Origin of the sequence: Kineococcus glutinatus (assembly GCF_039542765.1) — a bacterium.
In the GTDB taxonomy this organism is placed as follows: Bacteria; Actinomycetota; Actinomycetes; order Actinomycetales; family Kineococcaceae; genus Kineococcus_A; species Kineococcus_A glutinatus.
On the sequence record NZ_BAABIL010000007.1, the window covers coordinates 1 to 19,559 of the forward strand.

Consider the following 19,559-nt stretch of genomic DNA (forward strand, 5'->3'; position numbering starts at 1 on the left):
CTGGCGGCGCGCCTCCACGAGCGCGACGGGCAGTCCCCAGCGCTCCGCGGCGAGCGCGCCGGGCGGGGTCCCCTCGACCTCCACGGGGTGGGCCACGCCCACCCGCAGCCGGGTGCGGCCCTCGGCGCGGGCCAGCTCGCAGGCGCGGCGCACGAGGGCGCTGCCCGCGCCGCGGCGGCGGTGGGCGGGGGCCACGGCCACCTCCAGGTCGGCGACGTGGGTGTTGTCGACGAGCTGGAGGTCGAGGCGGGCGGCTCCCACGGCCTCACCCGCGGGGCCGAGGGCGAGCAGCAGGTGGGTGGCGGTGAGGCCGTCGTCGCTGTGCAGCTCCGCCTCGGCCTCGTCGCGGCTGTCGAGCCCCGGGTCGGGCCGGCCGGCCGAGGACCCCGCCACGTGCTCGGCCCACCACGTGCCGAACCAGCGGGCCGTCCACGCCTGAAACCCCGGCGAGCCGGTGCGGGCGGTGACGACCTCGCGGACGAGGGACCCCGGCGGGGCCGTGGCGGCGGTGGCGGCGCTCGGCGCCGAGGTGCTCACCGCTCCAGTACGGCACCGCGCGCCCGGGCCCCGCCACGGGTTTTCGGTGCGGGCCTCAGCCGACGCGCTGCAGGCCCAGGCGGTGCCGGACGACGTCGGCGAGCCGGTCGGCGACGTGCTGGGCGTGCTCGGGGTCCGCGGCCTCCACCATGACCCGCACCAGCGGCTCGGTGCCCGAGGGGCGCAGCAGGACGCGGCCGGTGGCGCCCAGCTCCGCCTCGGCGTCGCGCACGGCCGCCAGCACCCCGGGGTCGGAGGCGGCGCGGCCCTTGTCGACGCCGGAGACGTTGACGAGGACCTGCGGCAGGCGCTGCACGACGGCGGCGAGGTCCTCCAGCGAGCGGCCGGTGCCGGCCATCCGGCCCAGCAGCTGCACCGCCGTCAGCAGGCCGTCGCCGGTGGTGGCGTGCGCGGGCAGCACGACGTGCCCGGACTGCTCGCCGCCGATGCTGTAGCCGCCCTCGCTGATGGCCTCGAGGACGTAGCGGTCGCCCACGGCGGTCTCCACCAGGTGCACGCCCTCGCGCTCCATCGCCAGCCGCAGACCGAGGTTGCTCATCACGGTCGCGACGAGGGTGCGGTCGGTGAGGGTGCCCGCCTCGAGCATGCCGAGGGCCAGCACCGCCATGATCTGGTCGCCGTCGACGACCTGCCCGCGGGCGTCCACGGCCAGGCAGCGGTCCGCATCCCCGTCGTGGGCGATGCCGGCGTCCGCGCCGAGGCCGACCACGGCCTCCTGCAGCGCACCCAGGTGGGTGGAGCCGCAGTCCTCGTTGATGTTGTAGCCGTCCGGTGCCGCGGACAGCGCCGTGACGCGCGCCCCCGCGGCCCGCAGCACGCGGGGGGCGACCTCGCTGGCGGCGCCGTTGGCGCAGTCCACGACGACGTGCAGGCCCTCGAGGCGGCCGGGCAGGGTGGCCAGCACGTGCGCGGCGTAGGTGTCGGCGGCGGCGCGCTCGACGTCGCCGCCGCGGGCGACCCTGCCGACGCCCGCCGCGGTGGGCCGCGCACCGGGGCCGGTGCCCAGCCGGCGCTCGATCTCGTCCTCGACGCTGTCGGGCAGCTTCGCCCCGCCGCGCGCGAAGAACTTGATGCCGTTGTCCGGCATGGGGTTGTGGGAGGCGGAGAGCACGGCCCCGAAGTGGGCGCCGCGGGCGGCGACGAGGTGGGCGACCGCCGGCGTGGGCAGGACGCCGACGTCCTCGACGTCCACGCCGGCGCTGGCCAGGCCCGCGACGACGGCGGCGGACAGGAACTCCCCCGAGGCCCGGGGGTCGCGCCCCACCACCGCGCGGGGACGTCCCCGGCGCGCCGGGTCCCCGGGCGCGAGGACGCCGGCGGCCGCCACGGCCAGCCCCAGCGCCAGTTCGGCGGTCAGGTCCACGTTCGCCAGGCCCCGCACGCCGTCGGTGCCGAACAGTCGGCCCACGCCGTCCTCCTCCGTCTCGGTGTGCAACGACGACGAACGGCCCCGGGTAGCCCCCGGGGCCGTTCGTCGTCTCGCGGCTCGGCCGCGGGCACCGCCCGGCTCTGGGCGGTCGTGCCGGTCCGTCGGGACCGGCACGGTGGATCAGCGCTTGCTGTACTGCGGCGCCTTGCGGGCCTTCTTCAGACCGGCCTTCTTGCGCTCCTTGACCCGGGCGTCGCGGGTGAGGAAACCGGCCTTCTTCAGCGACGGGCGGTTGGCCTCGACGTCGATCTCGTTGAGGGCGCGGGCCACGCCGAGGCGCAGGGCGCCGGCCTGGCCGGACGCGCCACCGCCGTGGATGCGCGCGATGACGTCGAAGGAGGCCTCGAGCTCGGTGACCCGGAACGGCTCGTTGACGAGCTGCTGGTGCACCTTGTTCGGGAAGTACGACTCCAGGTCGCGGCCGTTGATCGACCAGCGGCCGGTGCCCGGCACGATGCGCACGCGGGCGATGGCCTCCTTGCGGCGGCCGGTGGCCGCGCCGGGGGCGATGATGCTCGAACCACCGGTGCGCGGCTGGACCGACTCGGTGGTGTAGGTGCCGGTGAAGTCGTCGGACTCGGTGATGTCCTCAGCGACGTCGTCGGTCGTGATCTCGGACACGGTTCTCCTCAGTCAGTTCGCAGCGGGCGCGGAGTGGCTCACTGCGCGACCTGGGTCAACTCGTACGGCTGCGGCTTCTGCGCAGAGTGCGGGTGCTCCGGACCGGCGTAGACCTTCAGGTTCTTGAGGATCTGACGGCCCAGCGCGTTCTTCGGCAGCATCCCCCGGATCGCCTTCTCGACGGCCTTCTCCGGGCTCTTCTCCAGCAGCTCCGTGTACCGGGTGGCCTTGAGGCCACCGGGGTACTGGGAGTGGCGGTACGCCAGCTTCTGGTCGCGCTTGGAGCCGGTCAGGGCCACCTTGCCCGCGTTGACGATGATGACGAAGTCGCCACCGTCGACGTGGGGCGCGAACGTCGGCTTGTGCTTGCCGCGCAGGAGGATGGCGCTCTGCGACGCCAGGCGGCCGAGCACGACGTCTTCCGCGTCGATGACGTGCCAGCGACGCTCGACGTCGCCGGGCTTCGGGGTGTACGTGCGCACAGGCCTGGCCTTCGTTCTCGATGCGGTCATCGGGGGCGCCCGGCGGGAACCTGGGGTTCCACACCTGTGGGCACAACGACATCCGACGATACCCGCCGCGTGCACCGGGGGTCAAAACGCGCGACCGCGGGGGGCGCTCGCGCGGGCGGGCGGGCACCTCAGCGGGCGCGCACCACCCGGCGCTCGTCCCAGACCGGCTCGGGCGCCTCCCGGACCACGCCGTCGGCGCCGAAGACGAGGAAGCGGTCGAAGCCGCGGGCGAACCAGCGGTCGTGCGTGACGGCCACCACGGTGCCCTCGAAGCGCTCCAGCGCGGCCTCCAGCGCCTCCGCGGAGTGCAGGTCGAGGTTGTCCGTGGGCTCGTCGAGCAGCAGCAGCGTCGCGCCGGACAGCTCCAGCAGCAGGATCTGCAACCGGGCCTGCTGGCCGCCGGACAGCTGCTCGAAGCGCCGCTCGGCCGCCGCCGCCAGCCCGTAGCGGTCCAGCGCCCGCGCCGCGGCCTCCTGCCCCATGCCGGCGCGGTGCTCGTCGCCGCGGTGCAGGACGTCCAGCAGCGTCCGCCCGCTCAGGTGGGGCTGCTCGTGCGTCTGGGCGAACCAGCCCGGCCGCACCCGGGCACCGAGGCGCGCGCTGCCCCGGTGCGCGACCGGCGCCACCTCCACCCCCGCCACCGGGCGGTGCCCGGTGTCCGGGTCGCTGCCGCCGGCGGCCAGCAGCCGCAGGAAGTGCGACTTGCCCGACCCGTTGGAGCCGAGCACCGCCACGCGGTCGCCCAGCCACAGCTCGGCGTCGAAGGGGCGCATCAGCCCGGTCAGCTCCAGCCGCTCGCAGACGACCGCCCGCTTGCCGGTGCGCCCGCCGTGCAGGCGCATCCGCACGTCCTGCGCGGCCGGCGGCGCCTGGGGCGGGCCGGCCTCCTCGAAGCGCTGCAGCCGGGTCTGGGCGGCCGCGTAGCGGGAGGCCATCCCGTCGTTGAACTTCGACCGCTCGCGCAGGGTGACGACGAGGGTGCGCAGCTTGACGCGCTCCTCGTCCCAGCGCCGGCGCAGCTCCTCCATCCGCTCCCCCCGTGCGGTGCGGGCCGCCGCGTAGGTCGCGAACGAACCGCCGTGCACCCACGCCGTCGCCCCCAGCGCGCCGGGCTCGAGGGTGGCGATGCGGTCGGCGGCCGCGGCCAGCAGCTCCCGGTCGTGGCTGACGAGCAGCACGGCCTTCGCCGTGGCCCGCAGCTGCTCCTCCAGCCAGCGCTTGCCGGGGACGTCGAGGTAGTTGTCGGGCTCGTCGAGCAGCAGCACCTCGTCGTCCCCGCGCAGCAGCGCCTCCAGCACCAGCCGCTTCTGCTCCCCGCCGGACAGGGTCCGCACGAGCCGGTGCTGGCAGCGCTCGAACGGCACGCCGAGGGCCGCCGTCGTGCACTCGTCCCAGCGCACCTCCGCGTCGTAGCCGCCGGCGTCGGCGAAGTCGGCGAGCGCCTGCGCGTAGCGCAGCTGCTCGCGCTCCTCGTCGCGCTCGAGCATCGCCAGCTCGGCGGCCTCGACGGCCTCGGCCGCCGCCCGCAGCGGGGGCGGGGCCACGGAGACGAGCAGCTCCCGCACGCTCGTGGCGTCGCGCACGGATCCCACGAACTGGCGCATGACGCCCAGGCCGCCGGAGCGGACGACCGAGCCCGCCTGCAGCGGCTCGTCGCCCGCCACCAGCCGCAGCAGGGTCGTCTTGCCGGTGCCGTTGGGGCCGACGAGCGCGGTCGTCGTGCCCTCCGCGACCCGGAAGGACACCTCGTGCAGCAGCGGACGGGAATCGGGCAGCTCGTGGCTGACCGCCTGGATGTCGACGTGGCCCACCCCGGGAGTGTGTCGGGCGGCGGGCGCGCGCCGCACCGGGGTTGCGATCCGCGGGGCAGCGCCGGGGGGACCGGCGGAAAACCAGCTGACGGACGGGTGGTGCGCGTCCTAGCGTCGGCGGGGTCCGGGACCGCCGGGCGTCCGGAGCGAGGGGGTGGCAGCCATGACCGTCGTCGTGCTCGACCGCGCCCCCGAACCGCCCGCCCGCCGCTGAGACCGCGGCGGGCCCCACCTCCCGGAGCCCACCGTGCAGTTCCCGCAGACCTCCAGCGCTTCCCGCACCACCAGCACCTCCAGCGCCCTCGGCGCTCCCCGCGCTCCCGGCACCGAGCCGCCCGCGGCCGTCGAGCTCGCCCGCTACGGCTGGGACGAGGCCCGCCGCGAGGAGCTGAGCGCCCTCGCCCCGCCGCCGGGGGTCGTCCCCGGTCGCGTCGTGCGCCTGGACCGGGGCCGCTGCGAGGTGGTCACCGCCGCCGGCGCCGTGCGCGCCGAGGTGCCCGCCGCCCTCGCACCGGACCCGGTGAGCGCCCCCGCCACCGGCGACTGGGTCCTCCTCGACCCCGGCGCCGGCCCCCGCGTCACGGCCGTCCTGCCCCGGCGCGCCGTCCTCGTCCGCGCCGCGACCGCCGGGCACTCCCACGGGCAGGTGCTGGCCGCCAACGTCGACGACGTCGTCGTGGTCGCCCCGCTCGACGAGCGGCTGCGGCCCGGACGCCTGGAGCGGCTGCTGGCGCTGGCGTGGGAGAGCGGTGCCCGCCCGCTCGTCGTGCTCACCAAGGCCGACGTCGCGGCCGACCCCGAGGCCGCGGTCGCCGAGGCCGCGCTCACCGCACCGGGTGCCGAGGTGCTCGCCGTCAGCGCCACCACCGGCGCCGGCACCGGCGAACTGGCGAGGCGGCTGCGGGGCACCGCGGTGCTGATCGGGCCCTCCGGCGCCGGCAAGTCCAGCCTGGCCAACGCCCTCCTCGGCCACGAGGCGCTCGCCGTCGGGGCGGTGCGCGAGGGCGACCGCCGCGGCCGGCACACCAGCGTGCGGCGCGAGCTCGTGCCGCTGCCCGGCGGCGGCGCGCTCGTCGACACCCCCGGACTGCGCTCGGTGGGGTTGCAGGAGGCCGCCGCCGGCCTGCAGCGGGTCTTCGCCGACGTGGAGGAGTTCAGCGCGGACTGCCGCTTCTCGGACTGCGGGCACGCCGGTGAGCCCGGCTGCGCGGTCCTCGCGGCCGTGGACGCCGACGTCCTGCCCCGGCGACGGCTCGACAGCTACCTCGCCCTGCAGCGGGAGGAGGCCCGGGCCAGCGCCCGCACCGACCAGCGGCTGCGGGCCGAGGAGCGGCGCCGGCACCGGGTCCTGGCGCGCGAGCAGCGCCGCCTCCGCACCGAGCGGGGGCGCTGACCGCCCGGCACCCGGGCCGGGCGGTGGACCGGTCGGCGGGCGGCGGGGCTCAGGCGCGGGCGGTGTGCACCGCGACGAGCTCCGCTTCCCGCGGCCCGGCGTCGGCCCAGTCCGAGGGCACCGCGACGACGGCGATACCCGCGGTGCGCAGCTCCAGCACGTGGTCCGTGAGGTCCTCCACGAGGGCGCTCAGGCCGGGGTTGTGCCCCACGAGCACCACCGGCCGCGGCTCGTCCAGGCCGCGCACCACGTGCAGGAGGTCGCCGAGGGACGCCTCGTAGATCCGCTCCTCGTCGACCACGGGCGGCACCTCGTCCCACTCGCCGACGAGCCCGGCGGTGGTCTCCTGCGCACGCCGGGCCGGGGAGGTCACGAGCAGGCCGGGCGCATCGACGTTGTCGCGGAGCCACGCACCGGCGGCCGCCGCGTCGCGGCGGCCGCGCTCGGACAGCGGCCGGGCGACGTCGGGGACGCCGGGCGGGTTCTGGGCCTGCGCGTGGCGCACGACGACGAGGGTGGGCACGGCACCAGCCTGCCGCATCCGCCGTCCCGGTGGAGCGGTCTCAGGTGCTCTCGCGCGCCGGGCCGCCCCCGCCGCCGGTGGGCGGCAGGAGCCGCACCGCGCGCGCCTGCCGCGCGCGGGCGGCCAGCTCCGACCCGACCGGGTAGTCCACCCGCTGCAGGCACAGCCCGTGGGCGGCCACGACGGCGACGGCGGGGTCGCGGCGGCGCGCCGCCAGCACCCGCGCGGGCCACCCGGTGTCGCGGCGGCCCTCCCCCACGGGCAGCAGCGCCCCCACGAGGGCCCGGACCATCGAGTGGCAGAAGGCGTCGGCCCGGACCTCGGCGACGAGCAGGCCGTCGTCCGCGCGCCGCCAGGAGTAGTGCAGCAGGGTGCGGATGGTCGTGGCCCCCTCGCGGGGCCTGCAGAAGGCCGCGAAGTCGTGCAGGCCGACGAGCGCGGCCGCGGCGGCGTCCATGGCTGCGGCGTCGAGGGGGCGCCGGTGGGCCAGCACGTCGTGGCGGCGCAGCGGTGGTGCGCCCGCGGGGTGGTCGCTGACGCGGTAGGCGTAGTGGCGGCGCAGCGCGGAGAAGCGGGCGTCGAAGCCGGCGGGGGCCTCCGCCGCGGCCTGCACGCGGACGTCGGGGGGCAGCACACCCGCCAGCCGCCGCACGAGGGCGTCGGCCGGGGTGCGCTCGGAGCGGCCCGGCACGGCCTGCCAGCTCGCCGCGGGCACGTCGGCGTGCACCACCTGCCCGGTGGCGTGCACGCCGGCGTCGGTGCGGCCGGCGACGACGAGCCGCACCGGCTCGGGCAGCCGCAGCACCCGCTGGAGGCCGTCGGTGAGGACGCCCTCGACGGTGCGCAGCCCGGGCTGGGCGGCCCACCCCGCGAAGGCGGTGCCGTCGTAGCCGAGGTCCAGGCGCACGCGGACGAGCCCGCCGCTCCCCGGGCTGGGGAGGGCGGGCTCGCCGGGGTGCTGCTCGGCGGGGCTGCTCAGGCCTTGCCCTCGCCGTCCTCGGGCAGGGTGTCGGGCTGCGCGACGCCACCCGCCTCGGCGTCCGCACCGGGCTCGGTGTCGGCCGTCGTGACGGTGCCGGTGTCCTCGCCGACCTCGTCACCGGGCGAGGCCGCGGTGCTCGGCTCGGTGGCCTGCCCGCCGCTCTCCTCGGCGGGGGTGACCGCCGAGGCGGTGGCGCGCTCGGCCTCGCGCACGGTGGCCTGCTTCGCGCTCAGGGGCTCCAGGACGAGCTGGATGACCGCCATGGGCGCGTTGTCGCCCTTGCGGGTGCCGATCTTCACGATGCGGGTGTAGCCACCCTCGCGCTGCGCCACGGTGGGGGCGATCTCCGTGAACAGCTCGTGGACGACGCCCTTGTCGCGGATGGTCCGCATGACACGGCGGCGGGAGGCCAGGTCACCGCGCTTGGCGTGCGTGATCAGGCGCTCCGCGAAGGGGCGCAGGCGCTTGGCCTTGGCCTCCGTCGTGGTGATGCTGCGGTGCTCGAACAGCTGGGTCGCCAGGTTGGCGAGGATGAGCCGCTCGTGCGCCGGCCCGCCGCCGAGCCGCGGACCCTTCGTGGGGGTGGGCATGGTTGTCGATCTCCTCGGGTGCTTCCGGCTGCGCCCGGGTCAGGCGCCTCCAGCTGGGCGGACGGTCAGAGCTGCTCGTCCTCGGCGAAGGACGTGTCGTCCTCGTCGAAGTCGTTGACGACGGCGCTCGGGTCGAACCCGGGCGGGCTGTCCTTCAGGTGCAGGCCCATCCCGGCGAGCTTGGCCTTGACCTCGTCGATGGACTTCTGCCCGAAGTTGCGGATGTCGAGCAGGTCGGCCTCGCTGCGCGAGACGAGCTCCCCGACGCTGTGGATGCCCTCGCGCTTGAGGCAGTTGTAGGACCGGACGGTGAGGTCCAGCGCCTCGATCTCCAGCGCGAGGTCGGCGGCCAGCGCCGCGTCGGTCGGCGAGGGCCCCATGTCGATGCCCTCGGCGTCGACGTTGAGCTCCCGGGCGAGGCCGAACAGCTCGGTGAGGGTCTTGCCGGCCGAGGCGACGGCGTCGCGGGGGGCGATGGAGCGCTTGGTCTCCACGTCGACGACGAGGCGGTCGAAGTCGGTGCGCTGCTCGACGCGGGTGGCCTCGACCTTGTACGTCACCTTGAGCACCGGGGAGTAGATGGAGTCGACCGGGATGCGGCCGATCTCCTGCTCACCGGACTTGTTCTGCTGCGCCGAGACGTAGCCGCGACCGCGCTCGACGGTCAGCTCCAGCTCGAGCTTGCCCTTGGCGTTGAGCGTGGCGATGTGCAGCTCGGGGTTGTGGACCTCCACGCCGGCGGGCGGGGCGATGTCCGCGGCGGTGACGGCGCCCGGACCCTGCTTGCGCAGGTACATCACGACCGGCTCGTCGTGCTCGCTGGAGACCACGAGGTTCTTGATGTTGAGGACGAGCTCGGTGACGTCCTCCTTGACCCCGGGGACGCTGGTGAACTCGTGGAGCACGCCGTCGATGCGGATGCTCGTGACCGCGGCACCCGGGATGGACGACAGCAGCGTGCGGCGCAGCGAGTTGCCCAGGGTGTAGCCGAAGCCCGGCTCCAGCGGCTCGATGACGAACCGGGAGCGGTAGTCACCGATGACGTCCTCGGTGAGCGTGGGGCGCTGTGCGATCAGCACGGCAGTTCCTTCCCGCGGACGTCCGCCATATGACGTCCCGCGAACCCGCACGGCATCGGTCCACCGGCGGGGTACTGCAACGCGGCAGGGGGTCGCCCGGCTGGGCGACCCCGACTGCGCAGCGGGACGGCGGGCACCGGTCCGGGCCCGACGACGCCCCGCTGCGCGGTGCGCCTCAGACGCGGCGGCGCTTGGGCGGGCGGCAGCCGTTGTGCGGGCTCGGCGTGACGTCCTGGATGGCGCCGACCTCCAGGCCGGTGGCCTGCAGCGAGCGGATCGCGGTCTCGCGGCCGGAGCCCGGCCCCTTCACGAAGACGTCGACCTTGCGCATGCCGTGCTCCTGCGCACGGCGCGCGGCGGCCTCGGCGGCCATCTGCGCGGCGAAGGGCGTCGACTTGCGCGAGCCCTTGAACCCGACCTGGCCGGCGGAGGCCCAGGCGATGACGGCACCCGTCGGGTCGGTGATGGAGACGATGGTGTTGTTGAACGTGCTCTTGATGTGGGCGTGGCCGTGGGAGACGTTCTTCTTCTCCTTGCGGCGCGGCTTGCGCGCGCCGGAGGCCGTGCGGGTCTTGGGGGGCATGCGATGTACTCCAGGGGAACGACGTGGCAGGTCCGCGCGGTCGGCGTGACCTCGGGTCGGCGAGCACCGGGCTCGGCGCCCGGGTCTCGGAGGAGGCGGCAGCAGCCGCCCGCTGCTACTTGCGGCCCGCCTTCTTCTTGCCGGCCACGGTGCGCTTGGGGCCCTTGCGGGTGCGTGCGTTGGTCTTGGTGCGCTGCCCGCGCACCGGCAGACCGCGGCGGTGGCGCAGGCCCTCGTAGCTGCCGATCTCGACCTTGCGGCGGATGTCGGCGGCCACCTCGCGGCGCAGGTCGCCCTCGACGCGGTAGTTGGCCTCGATGTGGTCGCGCAGCCTGACCAGGTCGTCGTCCCCGAGGTCGCGCACGCGCGTGTCCGGGCTGACGCCGGTCGCGGCGAGCGTCTCCTTCGCGCGGGTGCGCCCGACGCCGAAGATGTAGGTGAGCGCGATCTCCGCCCGCTTCTCGCGGGGCAGGTCCACGCCGACGAGACGTGCCATGTGGGTTCCTCTTCCATCACGGAGGTCTGCCGCAGCACCGCTCCCGCCCTCGTCCGGCGGGTCCCCGGCCTCCGACCGGGGGTGTCACCCGACCTGCCGGTCGGGTGGGTGCTGCGCTCTGGTGGTGCTGGACCGTCAGCGGTCCGCTGCCGCGGTCCGCTGCGGCGTCAGCCCTGGCGCTGCTTGTGGCGCAGGTTCTCGCAGATGACCATGACGCGCCCGTGGCGGCGGATCACCTTGCACTTGTCGCAGATCTTCTTGACGCTGGGCTTGACCTTCATCACGTCTCCGGTCGTGCCACCGCCCCGCTCCGCCCGGGTCGGGGCGTGCGGGGGGAGGCGGCCAGTGGGGTCACTTGTAGCGGTAGACGATGCGCCCGCGGGACAGGTCGTAGGGGCTGAGCTCGACGACGACCCTGTCCTCGGGGAGGATGCGGATGTAGTGCTGACGCATCTTCCCGGAGATGTGGGCGAGCACCTTGTGGCCGTTGCTCAGCTCGACGCGGAACATCGCGTTCGGCAGGGCCTCGATCACGGTGCCTTCGATCTCGATGACGCCGTCCTTCTTCGGCATGTCCTCCGCTTTTCCGTCGGGTTCCTCAGGTGCTCTGTCTGGACTCGCACCCGTGCCGAGGAGCAGGCGAACCGTTCGAGCGGCAGACAGGGCGGACCGAGGATCTAGTCTAGGGGACGCGCGACGAGAGGCGAAATCGCAGCCGGACGGCGGTGCGGCGGATCAGCCGGCGCCGGCCAGGGACGCGATGCGGACACCGCGGGCCGCCAGCTCCGCCGCACCGCCGTCCGGCGCGGTGAGCACCCACAGACCGTCCTCCAGGACGGCCACCGTGTGCTCCCAGTGCGCCGCCCGGGACCCGTCGGCCGTCACGACGGTCCAGTCGTCGGCGAGGACCTCGGTGTCCTCCGACCCGCGCGTGCACATCGGCTCCACCGCCACGCAGAGCCCCGGCTTGACGCGGGGCCCGCGCTCGCGCACCCGGTAGTTGAGGACCTCCGGGGCCTGGTGCATCGCCGTGCCGATGCCGTGACCGGTGTAGCCGTCCACGATGCCCAGGCGTCCGCCGACGGCGTCCTCGACCGCCGCACCGACGTCCCCGAGCCGGCCGCGGCCGTCGAGCGCCGCGATGCCGGCCCACAACGCGCCGCGGGTGATCTCCACGAGCTCCGCGTCGGCGTCCTGCAGCGGCTCACCGACGATGGCGGTGAAGGCGGAGTCGCCGTGCCAGCCGCCGACGATCGCGCCGCAGTCCACGGAGACGACGTCGCCCTCGGCGACCACCCGGGAACCAGGGATGCCGTGCACCACGACCTCGTTGACCGAGACGCACAGCGTCGCCGGATAGCCGTGGTAACCGAGGAACGACGGCTCGCCGCCGCCGTCACGGATGACGGCGGCGGCGACGGCGTCGAGGTCGGCGGTGGTCACCCCGGGGCGCAGCGCCGAGCGCACGGCCTCCAGCGCCGCGGCGGTGAGCAGCCCCGCCCGGCGCATCAGCAGCACCTGCTCCGGCGTCTTCCACTCGATGCGCTCGCGGGAGAAGACGCTCACCGGCGCACCCCCACCACCGCGGTGCCCGCGCTCGCCGCGACGGGGTTCAGGACTCCCCCTCGCCGAGGGAGTCGACCAGTCGCCGGGTCACCTCGTCGACGCTGCCGAGGCCGTCGACCCTGCGCAGCAGACCGCGCTCGGCGTAGACGTGCACGAGCGGGGCCGTCTGCTGCAGGTACAGCTCCTGGCGGGTGCGGATGACGTCCTCGGTGTCGTCGCTGCGGCCCTGCACGGTCGCCCGGTGCACGAGTCGGCGCACGAGCTCGTCGGCGTCCGCGGTGATCTCCACCACGGCCCGCAGCGCGCTGTCGGAGGCGGCGAGCATGTCGTCGAGCTCGCGGACCTGGTCCGTGGTGCGGGGGTAGCCGTCGAGGATGAAGCCGTCCGCGACGTCCGGCTCGGCCAGGCGGGAGCGGACCATGGCGTTGGTGACGGAGTCCGGCACGTACTTGCCCGCGTCGATGTACTCCTTGGCCGCGACGCCGAGCTCGGTCTTGCGGGCCACGTTGGCCCGGAAGATGTCCCCGGTGGAGATGGCCGGGACGCCGAGCCGCTCGGCGAGGCGGGCCGCCTGGGTGCCCTTGCCGGCACCTGGCGGACCGAGGAGGACGAGACGCGTCATCGCAAGAACCCTTCGTAGTTCCGTTGCTGCAACTGGGACTCGATCTGCTTCACCGTCTCCAGCCCCACGCCGACGACGATGAGGATCGACGTCCCACCGAAGGGGAAGTTCTGGTCCGCCTGGAAGAGCACCAGGGCGATCAGGGGCACCAGGGAGATGAGGCCCAGGTAGAGCGCACCGGGCAGGGTGATGCGGGTGAGGATGTAGTCGAGGTACTCGGCGGTCGGCTTGCCCGCGCGCACACCCGGGATGAAGCCGCCGTACTTTCGCATGTTCTCTGCCACCTCGTCCGGGTTGAACGTGATGGCGACGTAGAAGTACGCGAAGAAGATGATCAGGCCGAAGTACACGGCCATGTAGAGCGGGTGGTCCCCGCGCACCAGGTACGTCTGCACCCAGCGCACCCAGCCCTCGCTGGGGTCGCTGAACTGCGAGACGAGCGCCGGCAGGTAGAGCAGCGACGACGCGAAGATCACCGGGATGACCCCGGCCATGTTGACCTTCAGCGGGATGTAGGTGCTGGTGCCCCCGTACATGCGCCGGCCGACCATGCGCTTGGCGTATTGCACCGGCACCCGCCGCTGGGACTGCTCGACGGCGACCACGGCGGCCACGATGAAGAGGCCGATCAGGATCACCGCGGCCATGATGCCGTAGCCGTTCTGCTGCCCGATCGCCCAGATCGAGGTGGGGAAGGTCGCCGCGATGGAGGTGAAGATCAGCAGCGACATGCCGTTGCCGACGCCGCGCTCGGTGATCAGCTCGCCCAGCCACATGACCAGGCCGGTGCCGGCGGTCATGGTGAGCACCATGAGGGCCAGGACGTGCACCCGCTGGTCGGGCACGACCTGCGCGCTGCACTGCGTGCCGAAGAGGCGGGAGGGGTCCCGGGCGATGGAGACGTAGGTCGTGGACTGCAGGATCGCCAGGGCGATGGTGAGGTACCGCGTGTACTGCGTGAGCTTCGCGGTGCCGGTCTGCCCCTCCTTCTTCAGCTCCTCGAAGCGCGGGATGACCACCGTGAGCAGCTGGATGATGATGCTCGCGGTGATGTAGGGCATGATCCCGAGCGCGAAGACCGACAGCTGGAGCAGGGCACCCCCGCTGAAGAGGTTGACCAGCCCCAGCAGGCTGTTGCCCGTCTGCGCCAGCGTCAGGCACTGCTGCACGGCGCTGTAGCTGACCCCTGGCGTGGGGATGAACGAACCCAGCCGGAAGAGCACGATGATGGCGAGCGTGAAGAGCAGCTTCCGGCGCAGGTCCGGCGTGCGGAACGCGCGGGCCAAAGCGGTGAGCACGTGACCTCCTGCACCGCCGTGACGGCGGAGAGCTGACGCTGGTGGGTGGCGCTTCGGGCGTGGCACGGGTGCCGGGCCCCGGAGGGTGCTCCTCCGGGGCCACGACCCTACCGCCCCAGAACAGTAACGCGGCGGCTACCGACAGCCCCGTGAGGTGTCCGTAGCCGCCGCGTCGGGCTGCCTGTCAGAGCTGGGTCGTGGACCCGCCGGCAGAGGCGATCTTCTGCTCCGCGCTCGCGGAGAAGCGGTGGGCGCTCACCTGCAGCGCCACCGAGACCTCACCCGTGCCGAGCACCTTGACCGGGTGACCGGCGCGCACGGCGCCCTTGGCCACGAGGTCCTCGACGGTCACCGCGCCCCCCTGGGGGTACAGCGCCGCGAGGCGGTCCAGGTTCACGACCTGGTACTCGACGCGGAACGGGTTCTTGAAGCCGCGGAGCTTGGGCAGCCGCATGTGCAGCGGCATCTGCCCACCCTCGAAGGCCTCCGGCACGGCGTAGCGCGCCTTGGTGCCCTTCGTACCGCGACCAGCGGTCTTGCCCTTGCTGGCCTCACCGCGGCCCACGCGCGTCTTCGCCGTCTTGGCTCCGGGCGCGGGGCGCAGGTGGTGCACCTTCAGGACGGAGTCGTTCGCCATCGTCACTCGACCTCCTCGACGGTGACCAGGTGGGCCACCGCGCGGACCATGCCGCGGAACTCGGGACGGTCGTCCTTGATGACGACGTCGCCGATGCGGTGCAGCCCGAGGCTGCGCAGCGTGTCCCGCTGGTTCTGCTTGCCACCGATCTCCGAGCGGACCTGGGTGACCTTGAGCTGAGCCATCAGGCAGCCCCCTCCGCCCGGGCCCGCAGCAGCGCCGCCGGGGCGACGGCGTCCACGGGCAGCCCGCGACGGGCCGCGACCTGCTCCGGGCGCTCCAGGCCGCGCAGCGCCTCCACCGTCGCGTGGACGATGTTGATGGCGTTGTCGCTGCCCAGGGACTTGCTGAGCACGTCGTGGATGCCGGCGCACTCGAGCACCGCGCGCACCGGACCACCGGCGATCACGCCGGTACCGGGGGACGCCGGGCGCAGCATGACCACGCCCGCGGCCTTCTCGCCCTGCACGGGGTGCGGGATGGTGCCCTGGATGCGGGGCACCTTGAAGAAGTTCTTCTTGGCCTCCTCGACGCCCTTGGCGATGGCCGCGGGCACCTCCTTGGCCTTGCCGTAGCCGACGCCGACGGTCCCGTCGGAGTCGCCCACGACGACGAGGGCGGTGAAGCTGAAGCGACGACCGCCCTTGACGACCTTCGCCACGCGGTTGATGGTCACCACGCGCTCGACGAAGTTGCTGCGGTCCGAGCTGTCGCCGCGACGGTTGTCGCGGCCGCCGTCGCGACGGCCGTCGCGGCGGTTGTTGTCGCCGCCACCGGCCGCACCGGCGCCGGCGCCGCGGCGCTGGGGTCCAGGCATCAGGCGTTCCTCATCTCTCGCAGGGTGCTCACAGGGCCAGGCCGGCTTCGCGGGCGCCGTCGGCGATGGCTGCCACACGACCGGCGTAGCGGTTGCCGCCGCGGTCGAAGACCACGGCCTCGATGCCGGCAGCCTTGGCGCGCTCGCCCACGAGGAGGCCGACGCGGTGGGCCTTGGCCGACTTGGCGTCCTCGGAGGCGCGCAGGTCGGCCTCCATGGTGGAGGCCGAGACGATGGTCCTGCCGACGGTGTCGTCGATGACCTGCACGAAGACGTGCCGCGCCGAACGGGTCACGACGAGGCGGGGGCGCTCGGTGGTGCCGACGACCTTCTTGCGCACGCGCAGGTGCCGGCGACCGCGAGCGGCCGCGCTGCCCTTCTGGGTCCGCTTCACAGCAAGCGACATGACTTACTTACCAGCCTTCCCGACCTTGCGGCGGATCGTCTCGCCGGCGATGCGCACGCCCTTGCCCTTGTACGGGTCCGGCTTGCGCAGCTTGCGGATGTTGGCGGCCACCTCGCCGACCAGCTGCTTGTCGATGCCCTGCACCGAGAAGCGGGTCTGGTTCTCCACCGCGAAGGTGATGCCGGCGGGCGGGCGCACGACGACGGGGTGGCTGAAGCCGAGGGCGAACTCGAGGTCCGGCCCCTTGGCGGTGACGCGGTACCCGGTGCCGTGGATCTCCAGGCGCTTGACGTAGCCCTCGGTCACACCCAGCACCATGTTGTTGATCAGGGTGCGGGTCAGGCCGTGGCGCTCCTTGGCGGTGCGCTCGTCGTTGGGGCGGGCGACCTGGATGGTCCCGTCCTCACCGCGCTCGACGGTGATGGGCTCTGCGACGACGTGCGTGAGGGACCCCTTGGGGCCCTTGACCGTGACCGAGCTGCCGTCGATGGTCACATCCACGCCGGCAGGCACGGGCACGGGGAGTCGGCCGATGCGCGACATGTTCTCTCCCCTCTCACCAGACGTAGGCGAGGACTTCCCCACCCACGCCCTTCTTGGCCGCCTGCTTGTCCGTGAGCAGGCCCGACGACGTGGACAGGATCGCCACGCCCAGGCCGCCGAGCACCCGCGGCAGGTTGGTGGACTTCGCGTACACGCGCAGGCCGGGCTTGGAGACCCGGCGCACACCTGCGATCGACCGCTCCCGGTTGGGGCCGAACTTGAGGCTGATGATCAGCTTCTTGCCGACCTCGGCGTCCTCGACCTTCCAGGCGTCGATGTAGCCCTCCTGCTGGAGGATCTCCGCGATGTGGGACTTCAGCTTGCTGTACGGCATGGTGACGCTGTCGTGGTACGCCGAGTTGGCGTTGCGCAGACGCGTCAGCATGTCCGCGATGGGGTCGGTCATCGTCATCGGGCTCGCCCGCCCTTCCTCGCCGGGGTTTCCGCACCGCACTGCGCGGTGTGGACCTGCGGCGTCGTCACGTCGAGGTGGTTCAGCAGCACCGGTGTCACCAGCTGCTCTTGGTCACACCGGGCAGCTCGCCACGGTGTGCCATCTCCCGCAGGCAGATGCGGCAGATGCCGAACTTGCGGAAGACCGAGTGCGGCCGGCCGCACCGCTGGCACCGGGTGTAGGCGCGCACCGCGAACTTCGGCTTGCGGGCCGCCTTGTTGACAAGAGCCGTCTTCGCCACGGTCAGTTCTCCTTGAAGGGGAAGCCCAGGAGACGCAGCAGCGCCCGGCCCTCCTCATCGCTCTTGGCTGTGGTCACGACCGTGATGTCCATGCCGCGGACGCGGTCGATCCGGTCCTGGTCGATCTCGTGGAACATCGACTGCTCCGTGAGGCCGAACGTGTAGTTGCCGTTGCCGTCGAACTGCTTCGGCGAGAGGCCGCGGAAGTCGCGGATGCGCGGCAGCGCCAGGGCCAGCAGGCGGTCCAGGAACTCCCACATCCGGTCACCGCGCAGCGTGGTGTGCGCACCGATGGGCATGCCCTCGCGCAGCTTGAACTGTGCGATGGACTTGCGGGCGCGGGTCACCTGCGGCTTCTGCCCGGTGATGACCGTGAGGTCCCGGACGGCGCCGTCGATGAGCTTCGAGTCGCGAGCGGCCTCGCCGACGCCCATGTTGACCACGACCTTCACCAGGCCGGGGATCAGCATGACGTTGGGGTAGCCGAACTGCTCCTGGAGGGCGCTGCGGATCTCCTCGCGGTAGCGCTGCTTGAGGCGCGGCAGCGTGCGCGCGGTCTCGATCGTCTCAGTCATCTCAGATGTCCTTACCCGAGCGCTTGGCGACGCGGATGCGCCGGACGCGCGTGGCGCCGTCCGCCTCCGCGGTCTCGGTGCGGATGCCGACGCGGGTCGGCTTGTTCGTCTCCGGGTCGACCAGCTGCACGTTGCTGACGTGGATCGGGGCCTCGCGCACGACGATGCCGCCGGCGCCCTGGTTGCCCGGGCCCGCCTTGGTGTGCCGCTTGATCTGGTTGACGCCCTCGACCAGGACCCGCTGGGTCTCCGGGAAGACGTCCAGCACCTTGCCCTGCTTGCCGAGGTCGGAGGTCTTGGTGCCGTCGGCGTTGCGGCGACCGCGGACGCGGGTGATGACCTGCACGAGGTCACCCTTCTTGATCCGCATCTTCCCCATCTCAGAGCACCTCCGGAGCCAGCGAGATGATCCGCATGAACCGCTTCTCGCGCAGCTCGCGGCCCACGGGACCGAAGATGCGGGTGCCGCGCGGGTCGCCGTCGTTGCGGAGGATCACCGCGGCGTTTTCGTCGAAGCGGATGTAGGAGCCGTCCGCGCGACGGCGCTCCTTGGTGGTGCGGACGACGACGGCCTTGACCACGTCGCCCTTCTTGACGTTGCCACCGGGGATGGCGTCCTTCACGGTGGCGACGATGACGTCGCCGATACCCGCGTAGCGGCGGCCCGAGCCGCCGAGCACGCGGATGCAGAGGATCTCCTTGGCACCCGTGTTGTCGGCGACCTTGAGCCGCGACTCCTGCTGAATCACTCTCTACTCCTTCGTCGCGCTGGTTCTCGTGCCCCGACTGGGCCGACGGGGCGCGAGCCTGGCCGAACTGATGTGGACGGAGTGCCGGCGGCCCGGGGGCCGCCGACGATCACTTGGCGCGCTCGATGACCTCGACGACGCGCCAGCGCTTGGTCGCGGACAGCGGCCGGGTCTCGGCGATCAGCACGAGGTCGCCGACACCGGCGGTGTTGACCTCGTCGTGCGCCTTCACCTTGCTCGTGCGACGCAGCACCTTGCCGTACAGCGGGTGCTTGACGCGGTCCTCGACCTCGACCACGACCGTCTTCTGCATCTTGTCGCTGACCACGTAGCCACGACGCGTCTTGCGGTAGCCGCGCGCCGGGGCGGTGGTCGCGGCCTCCTGCGACGTGTTCTCGCTCACTTGGCCCCCTCCGTCTCCTGGGTGGCGGGCGCCTCGGTGATCCCGAGCTCGCGCTCCCGCATGGTCGTGTAGATCCGCGCGATGTCGCGCTTGACGGCCCGCAGGCGGCTGTTGTTCTCCAGCTGCCCGGTCGCGGACTGGAAGCGGAGGTTGAACAGCTCCTCCTTGGCCTTGCGCAGCTCCTCGACCAGGCGCGCGTCGTCGAAGTCGCGCAGCTGCTCGGGGGCCAGGCCCTTCGTGCCGACTGCCATCACGCCTCACCACTCTCGCGCCGGACGATCCGGCACTTCACCGGCAGCTTGTGGATGGCGCGGGTCAGCGCCTCCGAAGCGACCTTCTCGTTGGGGAACGACAGCTCGAACATGACGCGTCCGGGCTTGATGTTGGCGATCCACCACTCCGGCGAGCCCTTGCCGGAGCCCATGCGGGTCTCGGCGGGCTTCTTCGTGAGGGGCCGGTCCGGGTAGATGTTGATCCAGACCTTGCCACCACGGCGGATGTGACGGGTGATCGCGATACGAGCCGACTCGATCTGCCGGTTCGTGATGTAGCCGCCCTCGACCGCCTGGATCCCGTACTCACCGAAGGTGACGCGGGTGCCGCCGGTCGCCGCGCCGGTGCGGCGCGGGTGGTGCTGCTTGCGGTGCTTGACGCGACGTGGGATCAGCACG

Annotated in this window: 30 protein-coding genes; 1 reads left to right on the forward strand and 29 read right to left on the reverse strand. The window is 73.3% G+C overall.

Annotated elements, in window-relative coordinates:
* From ABEB16_RS00500 to ABEB16_RS00520, 5 genes are all read right to left on the reverse strand, one after another.
* A partial coding sequence (locus ABEB16_RS00500) for a GNAT family N-acetyltransferase (RefSeq protein ID WP_345710323.1) occupies nt 1–537 on the reverse strand: 537 nt, incomplete at its 3' end.
* Between the two features lie 55 nt (nt 538–592).
* Nucleotides 593–1,966 (reverse strand): phosphoglucosamine mutase, encoded by a 1,374-nt coding sequence (glmM, locus tag ABEB16_RS00505; RefSeq protein WP_345710324.1) that lies wholly within the window; start codon nt 1,964–1,966, stop codon nt 593–595.
* 141 nt (nt 1,967–2,107) lie between these two features.
* Entirely contained in the window at nt 2,108–2,608 is a 501-nt protein-coding gene (rpsI, locus tag ABEB16_RS00510) for a 30S ribosomal protein S9 (protein WP_345710325.1), read from the reverse strand.
* 38 nt (nt 2,609–2,646) lie between these two features.
* Nucleotides 2,647–3,090, reverse strand: coding sequence for a 50S ribosomal protein L13 (gene rplM, locus ABEB16_RS00515; protein WP_345710326.1), 444 nt, complete (start codon nt 3,088–3,090; stop codon nt 2,647–2,649).
* 158 nt (nt 3,091–3,248) lie between these two features.
* Nucleotides 3,249–4,931: an ABC-F family ATP-binding cassette domain-containing protein gene (locus ABEB16_RS00520; protein WP_345710327.1), complete on the reverse strand. Its 1,683-nt coding sequence runs from the start codon at nt 4,929–4,931 to the stop codon at nt 3,249–3,251.
* Nucleotides 4,932–5,178: 247 nt separating this feature from the next.
* Here ABEB16_RS00520 and rsgA point away from each other — a divergent pair, with 247 nt between their 5' ends.
* Nucleotides 5,179–6,324, forward strand: a complete 1,146-nt coding sequence (rsgA, locus tag ABEB16_RS00525) for a ribosome small subunit-dependent GTPase A (RefSeq protein ID WP_345710328.1) — start codon at nt 5,179–5,181, stop codon at nt 6,322–6,324.
* Between the two features lie 49 nt (nt 6,325–6,373).
* Here rsgA and ABEB16_RS00530 read toward each other — a convergent pair whose 3' ends face one another.
* The 24 genes from ABEB16_RS00530 to rplP form a co-directional block, all read right to left on the reverse strand.
* A complete protein-coding gene (locus tag ABEB16_RS00530) occupies nt 6,374–6,847 on the reverse strand; it encodes a SixA phosphatase family protein (RefSeq protein WP_345710329.1) in 474 nt (157 codons plus the stop codon).
* Between the two features lie 40 nt (nt 6,848–6,887).
* Nucleotides 6,888–7,754, reverse strand: coding sequence for a tRNA pseudouridine(38-40) synthase TruA (truA, locus tag ABEB16_RS00535; RefSeq protein ID WP_345710330.1), 867 nt, complete (start codon nt 7,752–7,754; stop codon nt 6,888–6,890).
* A 68-nt stretch (nt 7,755–7,822) separates the two neighbouring features.
* A complete protein-coding gene (gene rplQ, locus ABEB16_RS00540; RefSeq protein ID WP_345710331.1) occupies nt 7,823–8,419 on the reverse strand; it encodes a 50S ribosomal protein L17 in 597 nt (198 codons plus the stop codon).
* A gap of 65 nt (nt 8,420–8,484) precedes the next feature.
* Entirely contained in the window at nt 8,485–9,498 is a 1,014-nt protein-coding gene (locus ABEB16_RS00545; protein WP_345710332.1) for a DNA-directed RNA polymerase subunit alpha, read from the reverse strand.
* A 175-nt stretch (nt 9,499–9,673) separates the two neighbouring features.
* On the reverse strand, nt 9,674–10,081 hold the full coding sequence (gene rpsK, locus ABEB16_RS00550; RefSeq protein WP_345710333.1) for a 30S ribosomal protein S11: 408 nt from the start codon (nt 10,079–10,081) through the stop codon (nt 9,674–9,676).
* Between the two features lie 115 nt (nt 10,082–10,196).
* On the reverse strand, nt 10,197–10,577 hold the full coding sequence (gene rpsM, locus ABEB16_RS00555) for a 30S ribosomal protein S13 (protein WP_345710334.1): 381 nt from the start codon (nt 10,575–10,577) through the stop codon (nt 10,197–10,199).
* A 167-nt stretch (nt 10,578–10,744) separates the two neighbouring features.
* Entirely contained in the window at nt 10,745–10,858 is a 114-nt protein-coding gene (gene rpmJ, locus ABEB16_RS00560) for a 50S ribosomal protein L36 (protein WP_009740505.1), read from the reverse strand.
* Between the two features lie 70 nt (nt 10,859–10,928).
* Nucleotides 10,929–11,150 (reverse strand): translation initiation factor IF-1, encoded by a 222-nt coding sequence (infA, locus tag ABEB16_RS00565; protein ID WP_012084955.1) that lies wholly within the window; start codon nt 11,148–11,150, stop codon nt 10,929–10,931.
* A 162-nt stretch (nt 11,151–11,312) separates the two neighbouring features.
* Nucleotides 11,313–12,143 carry a type I methionyl aminopeptidase gene (map, locus tag ABEB16_RS00570; RefSeq protein WP_345710335.1) on the reverse strand — a complete coding sequence of 277 codons (831 nt, stop codon included), beginning with the start codon at nt 12,141–12,143 and terminating at the stop codon, nt 11,313–11,315.
* Between the two features lie 46 nt (nt 12,144–12,189).
* On the reverse strand, nt 12,190–12,765 hold the full coding sequence (locus ABEB16_RS00575; RefSeq protein WP_345710336.1) for an adenylate kinase: 576 nt from the start codon (nt 12,763–12,765) through the stop codon (nt 12,190–12,192).
* Complete coding sequence (secY, locus tag ABEB16_RS00580) at nt 12,762–14,063, reverse strand: preprotein translocase subunit SecY (protein ID WP_345710337.1); 1,302 nt, start codon at nt 14,061–14,063, stop codon at nt 12,762–12,764. The genes ABEB16_RS00575 and secY overlap by 4 nt, the downstream gene beginning before the upstream one ends.
* A gap of 184 nt (nt 14,064–14,247) precedes the next feature.
* Entirely contained in the window at nt 14,248–14,700 is a 453-nt protein-coding gene (gene rplO / locus ABEB16_RS00585; protein WP_345710338.1) for a 50S ribosomal protein L15, read from the reverse strand.
* 2 nt (nt 14,701–14,702) lie between these two features.
* A complete protein-coding gene (rpmD, locus tag ABEB16_RS00590) occupies nt 14,703–14,885 on the reverse strand; it encodes a 50S ribosomal protein L30 (RefSeq protein WP_345710339.1) in 183 nt (60 codons plus the stop codon).
* Nucleotides 14,885–15,517, reverse strand: coding sequence for a 30S ribosomal protein S5 (gene rpsE / locus ABEB16_RS00595; RefSeq protein WP_345710340.1), 633 nt, complete (start codon nt 15,515–15,517; stop codon nt 14,885–14,887). Before rpsE ends, rpmD begins: the two co-directional genes overlap by 1 nt.
* A gap of 28 nt (nt 15,518–15,545) precedes the next feature.
* On the reverse strand, nt 15,546–15,923 hold the full coding sequence (gene rplR / locus ABEB16_RS00600) for a 50S ribosomal protein L18 (RefSeq protein WP_345710341.1): 378 nt from the start codon (nt 15,921–15,923) through the stop codon (nt 15,546–15,548).
* Between the two features lie 3 nt (nt 15,924–15,926).
* Nucleotides 15,927–16,466, reverse strand: coding sequence for a 50S ribosomal protein L6 (gene rplF, locus ABEB16_RS00605; protein WP_345710342.1), 540 nt, complete (start codon nt 16,464–16,466; stop codon nt 15,927–15,929).
* A 13-nt stretch (nt 16,467–16,479) separates the two neighbouring features.
* Nucleotides 16,480–16,878, reverse strand: coding sequence for a 30S ribosomal protein S8 (rpsH, locus tag ABEB16_RS00610; RefSeq protein ID WP_345710370.1), 399 nt, complete (start codon nt 16,876–16,878; stop codon nt 16,480–16,482).
* 97 nt (nt 16,879–16,975) lie between these two features.
* Entirely contained in the window at nt 16,976–17,161 is a 186-nt protein-coding gene (locus tag ABEB16_RS00615; RefSeq protein WP_345710343.1) for a type Z 30S ribosomal protein S14, read from the reverse strand.
* Between the two features lie 2 nt (nt 17,162–17,163).
* Nucleotides 17,164–17,736, reverse strand: a complete 573-nt coding sequence (rplE, locus tag ABEB16_RS00620) for a 50S ribosomal protein L5 (RefSeq protein WP_345710344.1) — start codon at nt 17,734–17,736, stop codon at nt 17,164–17,166.
* Between the two features lies 1 nt (nt 17,737).
* Entirely contained in the window at nt 17,738–18,115 is a 378-nt protein-coding gene (gene rplX, locus ABEB16_RS00625) for a 50S ribosomal protein L24 (RefSeq protein WP_345710345.1), read from the reverse strand.
* A gap of 1 nt (nt 18,116) precedes the next feature.
* Nucleotides 18,117–18,485, reverse strand: coding sequence for a 50S ribosomal protein L14 (gene rplN / locus ABEB16_RS00630; protein ID WP_345710346.1), 369 nt, complete (start codon nt 18,483–18,485; stop codon nt 18,117–18,119).
* A gap of 109 nt (nt 18,486–18,594) precedes the next feature.
* Nucleotides 18,595–18,888 carry a 30S ribosomal protein S17 gene (gene rpsQ, locus ABEB16_RS00635; protein WP_345710347.1) on the reverse strand — a complete coding sequence of 98 codons (294 nt, stop codon included), beginning with the start codon at nt 18,886–18,888 and terminating at the stop codon, nt 18,595–18,597.
* On the reverse strand, nt 18,885–19,139 hold the full coding sequence (gene rpmC, locus ABEB16_RS00640; RefSeq protein ID WP_345710348.1) for a 50S ribosomal protein L29: 255 nt from the start codon (nt 19,137–19,139) through the stop codon (nt 18,885–18,887). The genes rpsQ and rpmC overlap by 4 nt, the downstream gene beginning before the upstream one ends.
* On the reverse strand, nt 19,139–19,558 hold the full coding sequence (gene rplP / locus ABEB16_RS00645) for a 50S ribosomal protein L16 (protein ID WP_345710349.1): 420 nt from the start codon (nt 19,556–19,558) through the stop codon (nt 19,139–19,141). The genes rpmC and rplP overlap by 1 nt, the downstream gene beginning before the upstream one ends.
* Nucleotide 19,559 lies beyond the last annotated feature (1 nt).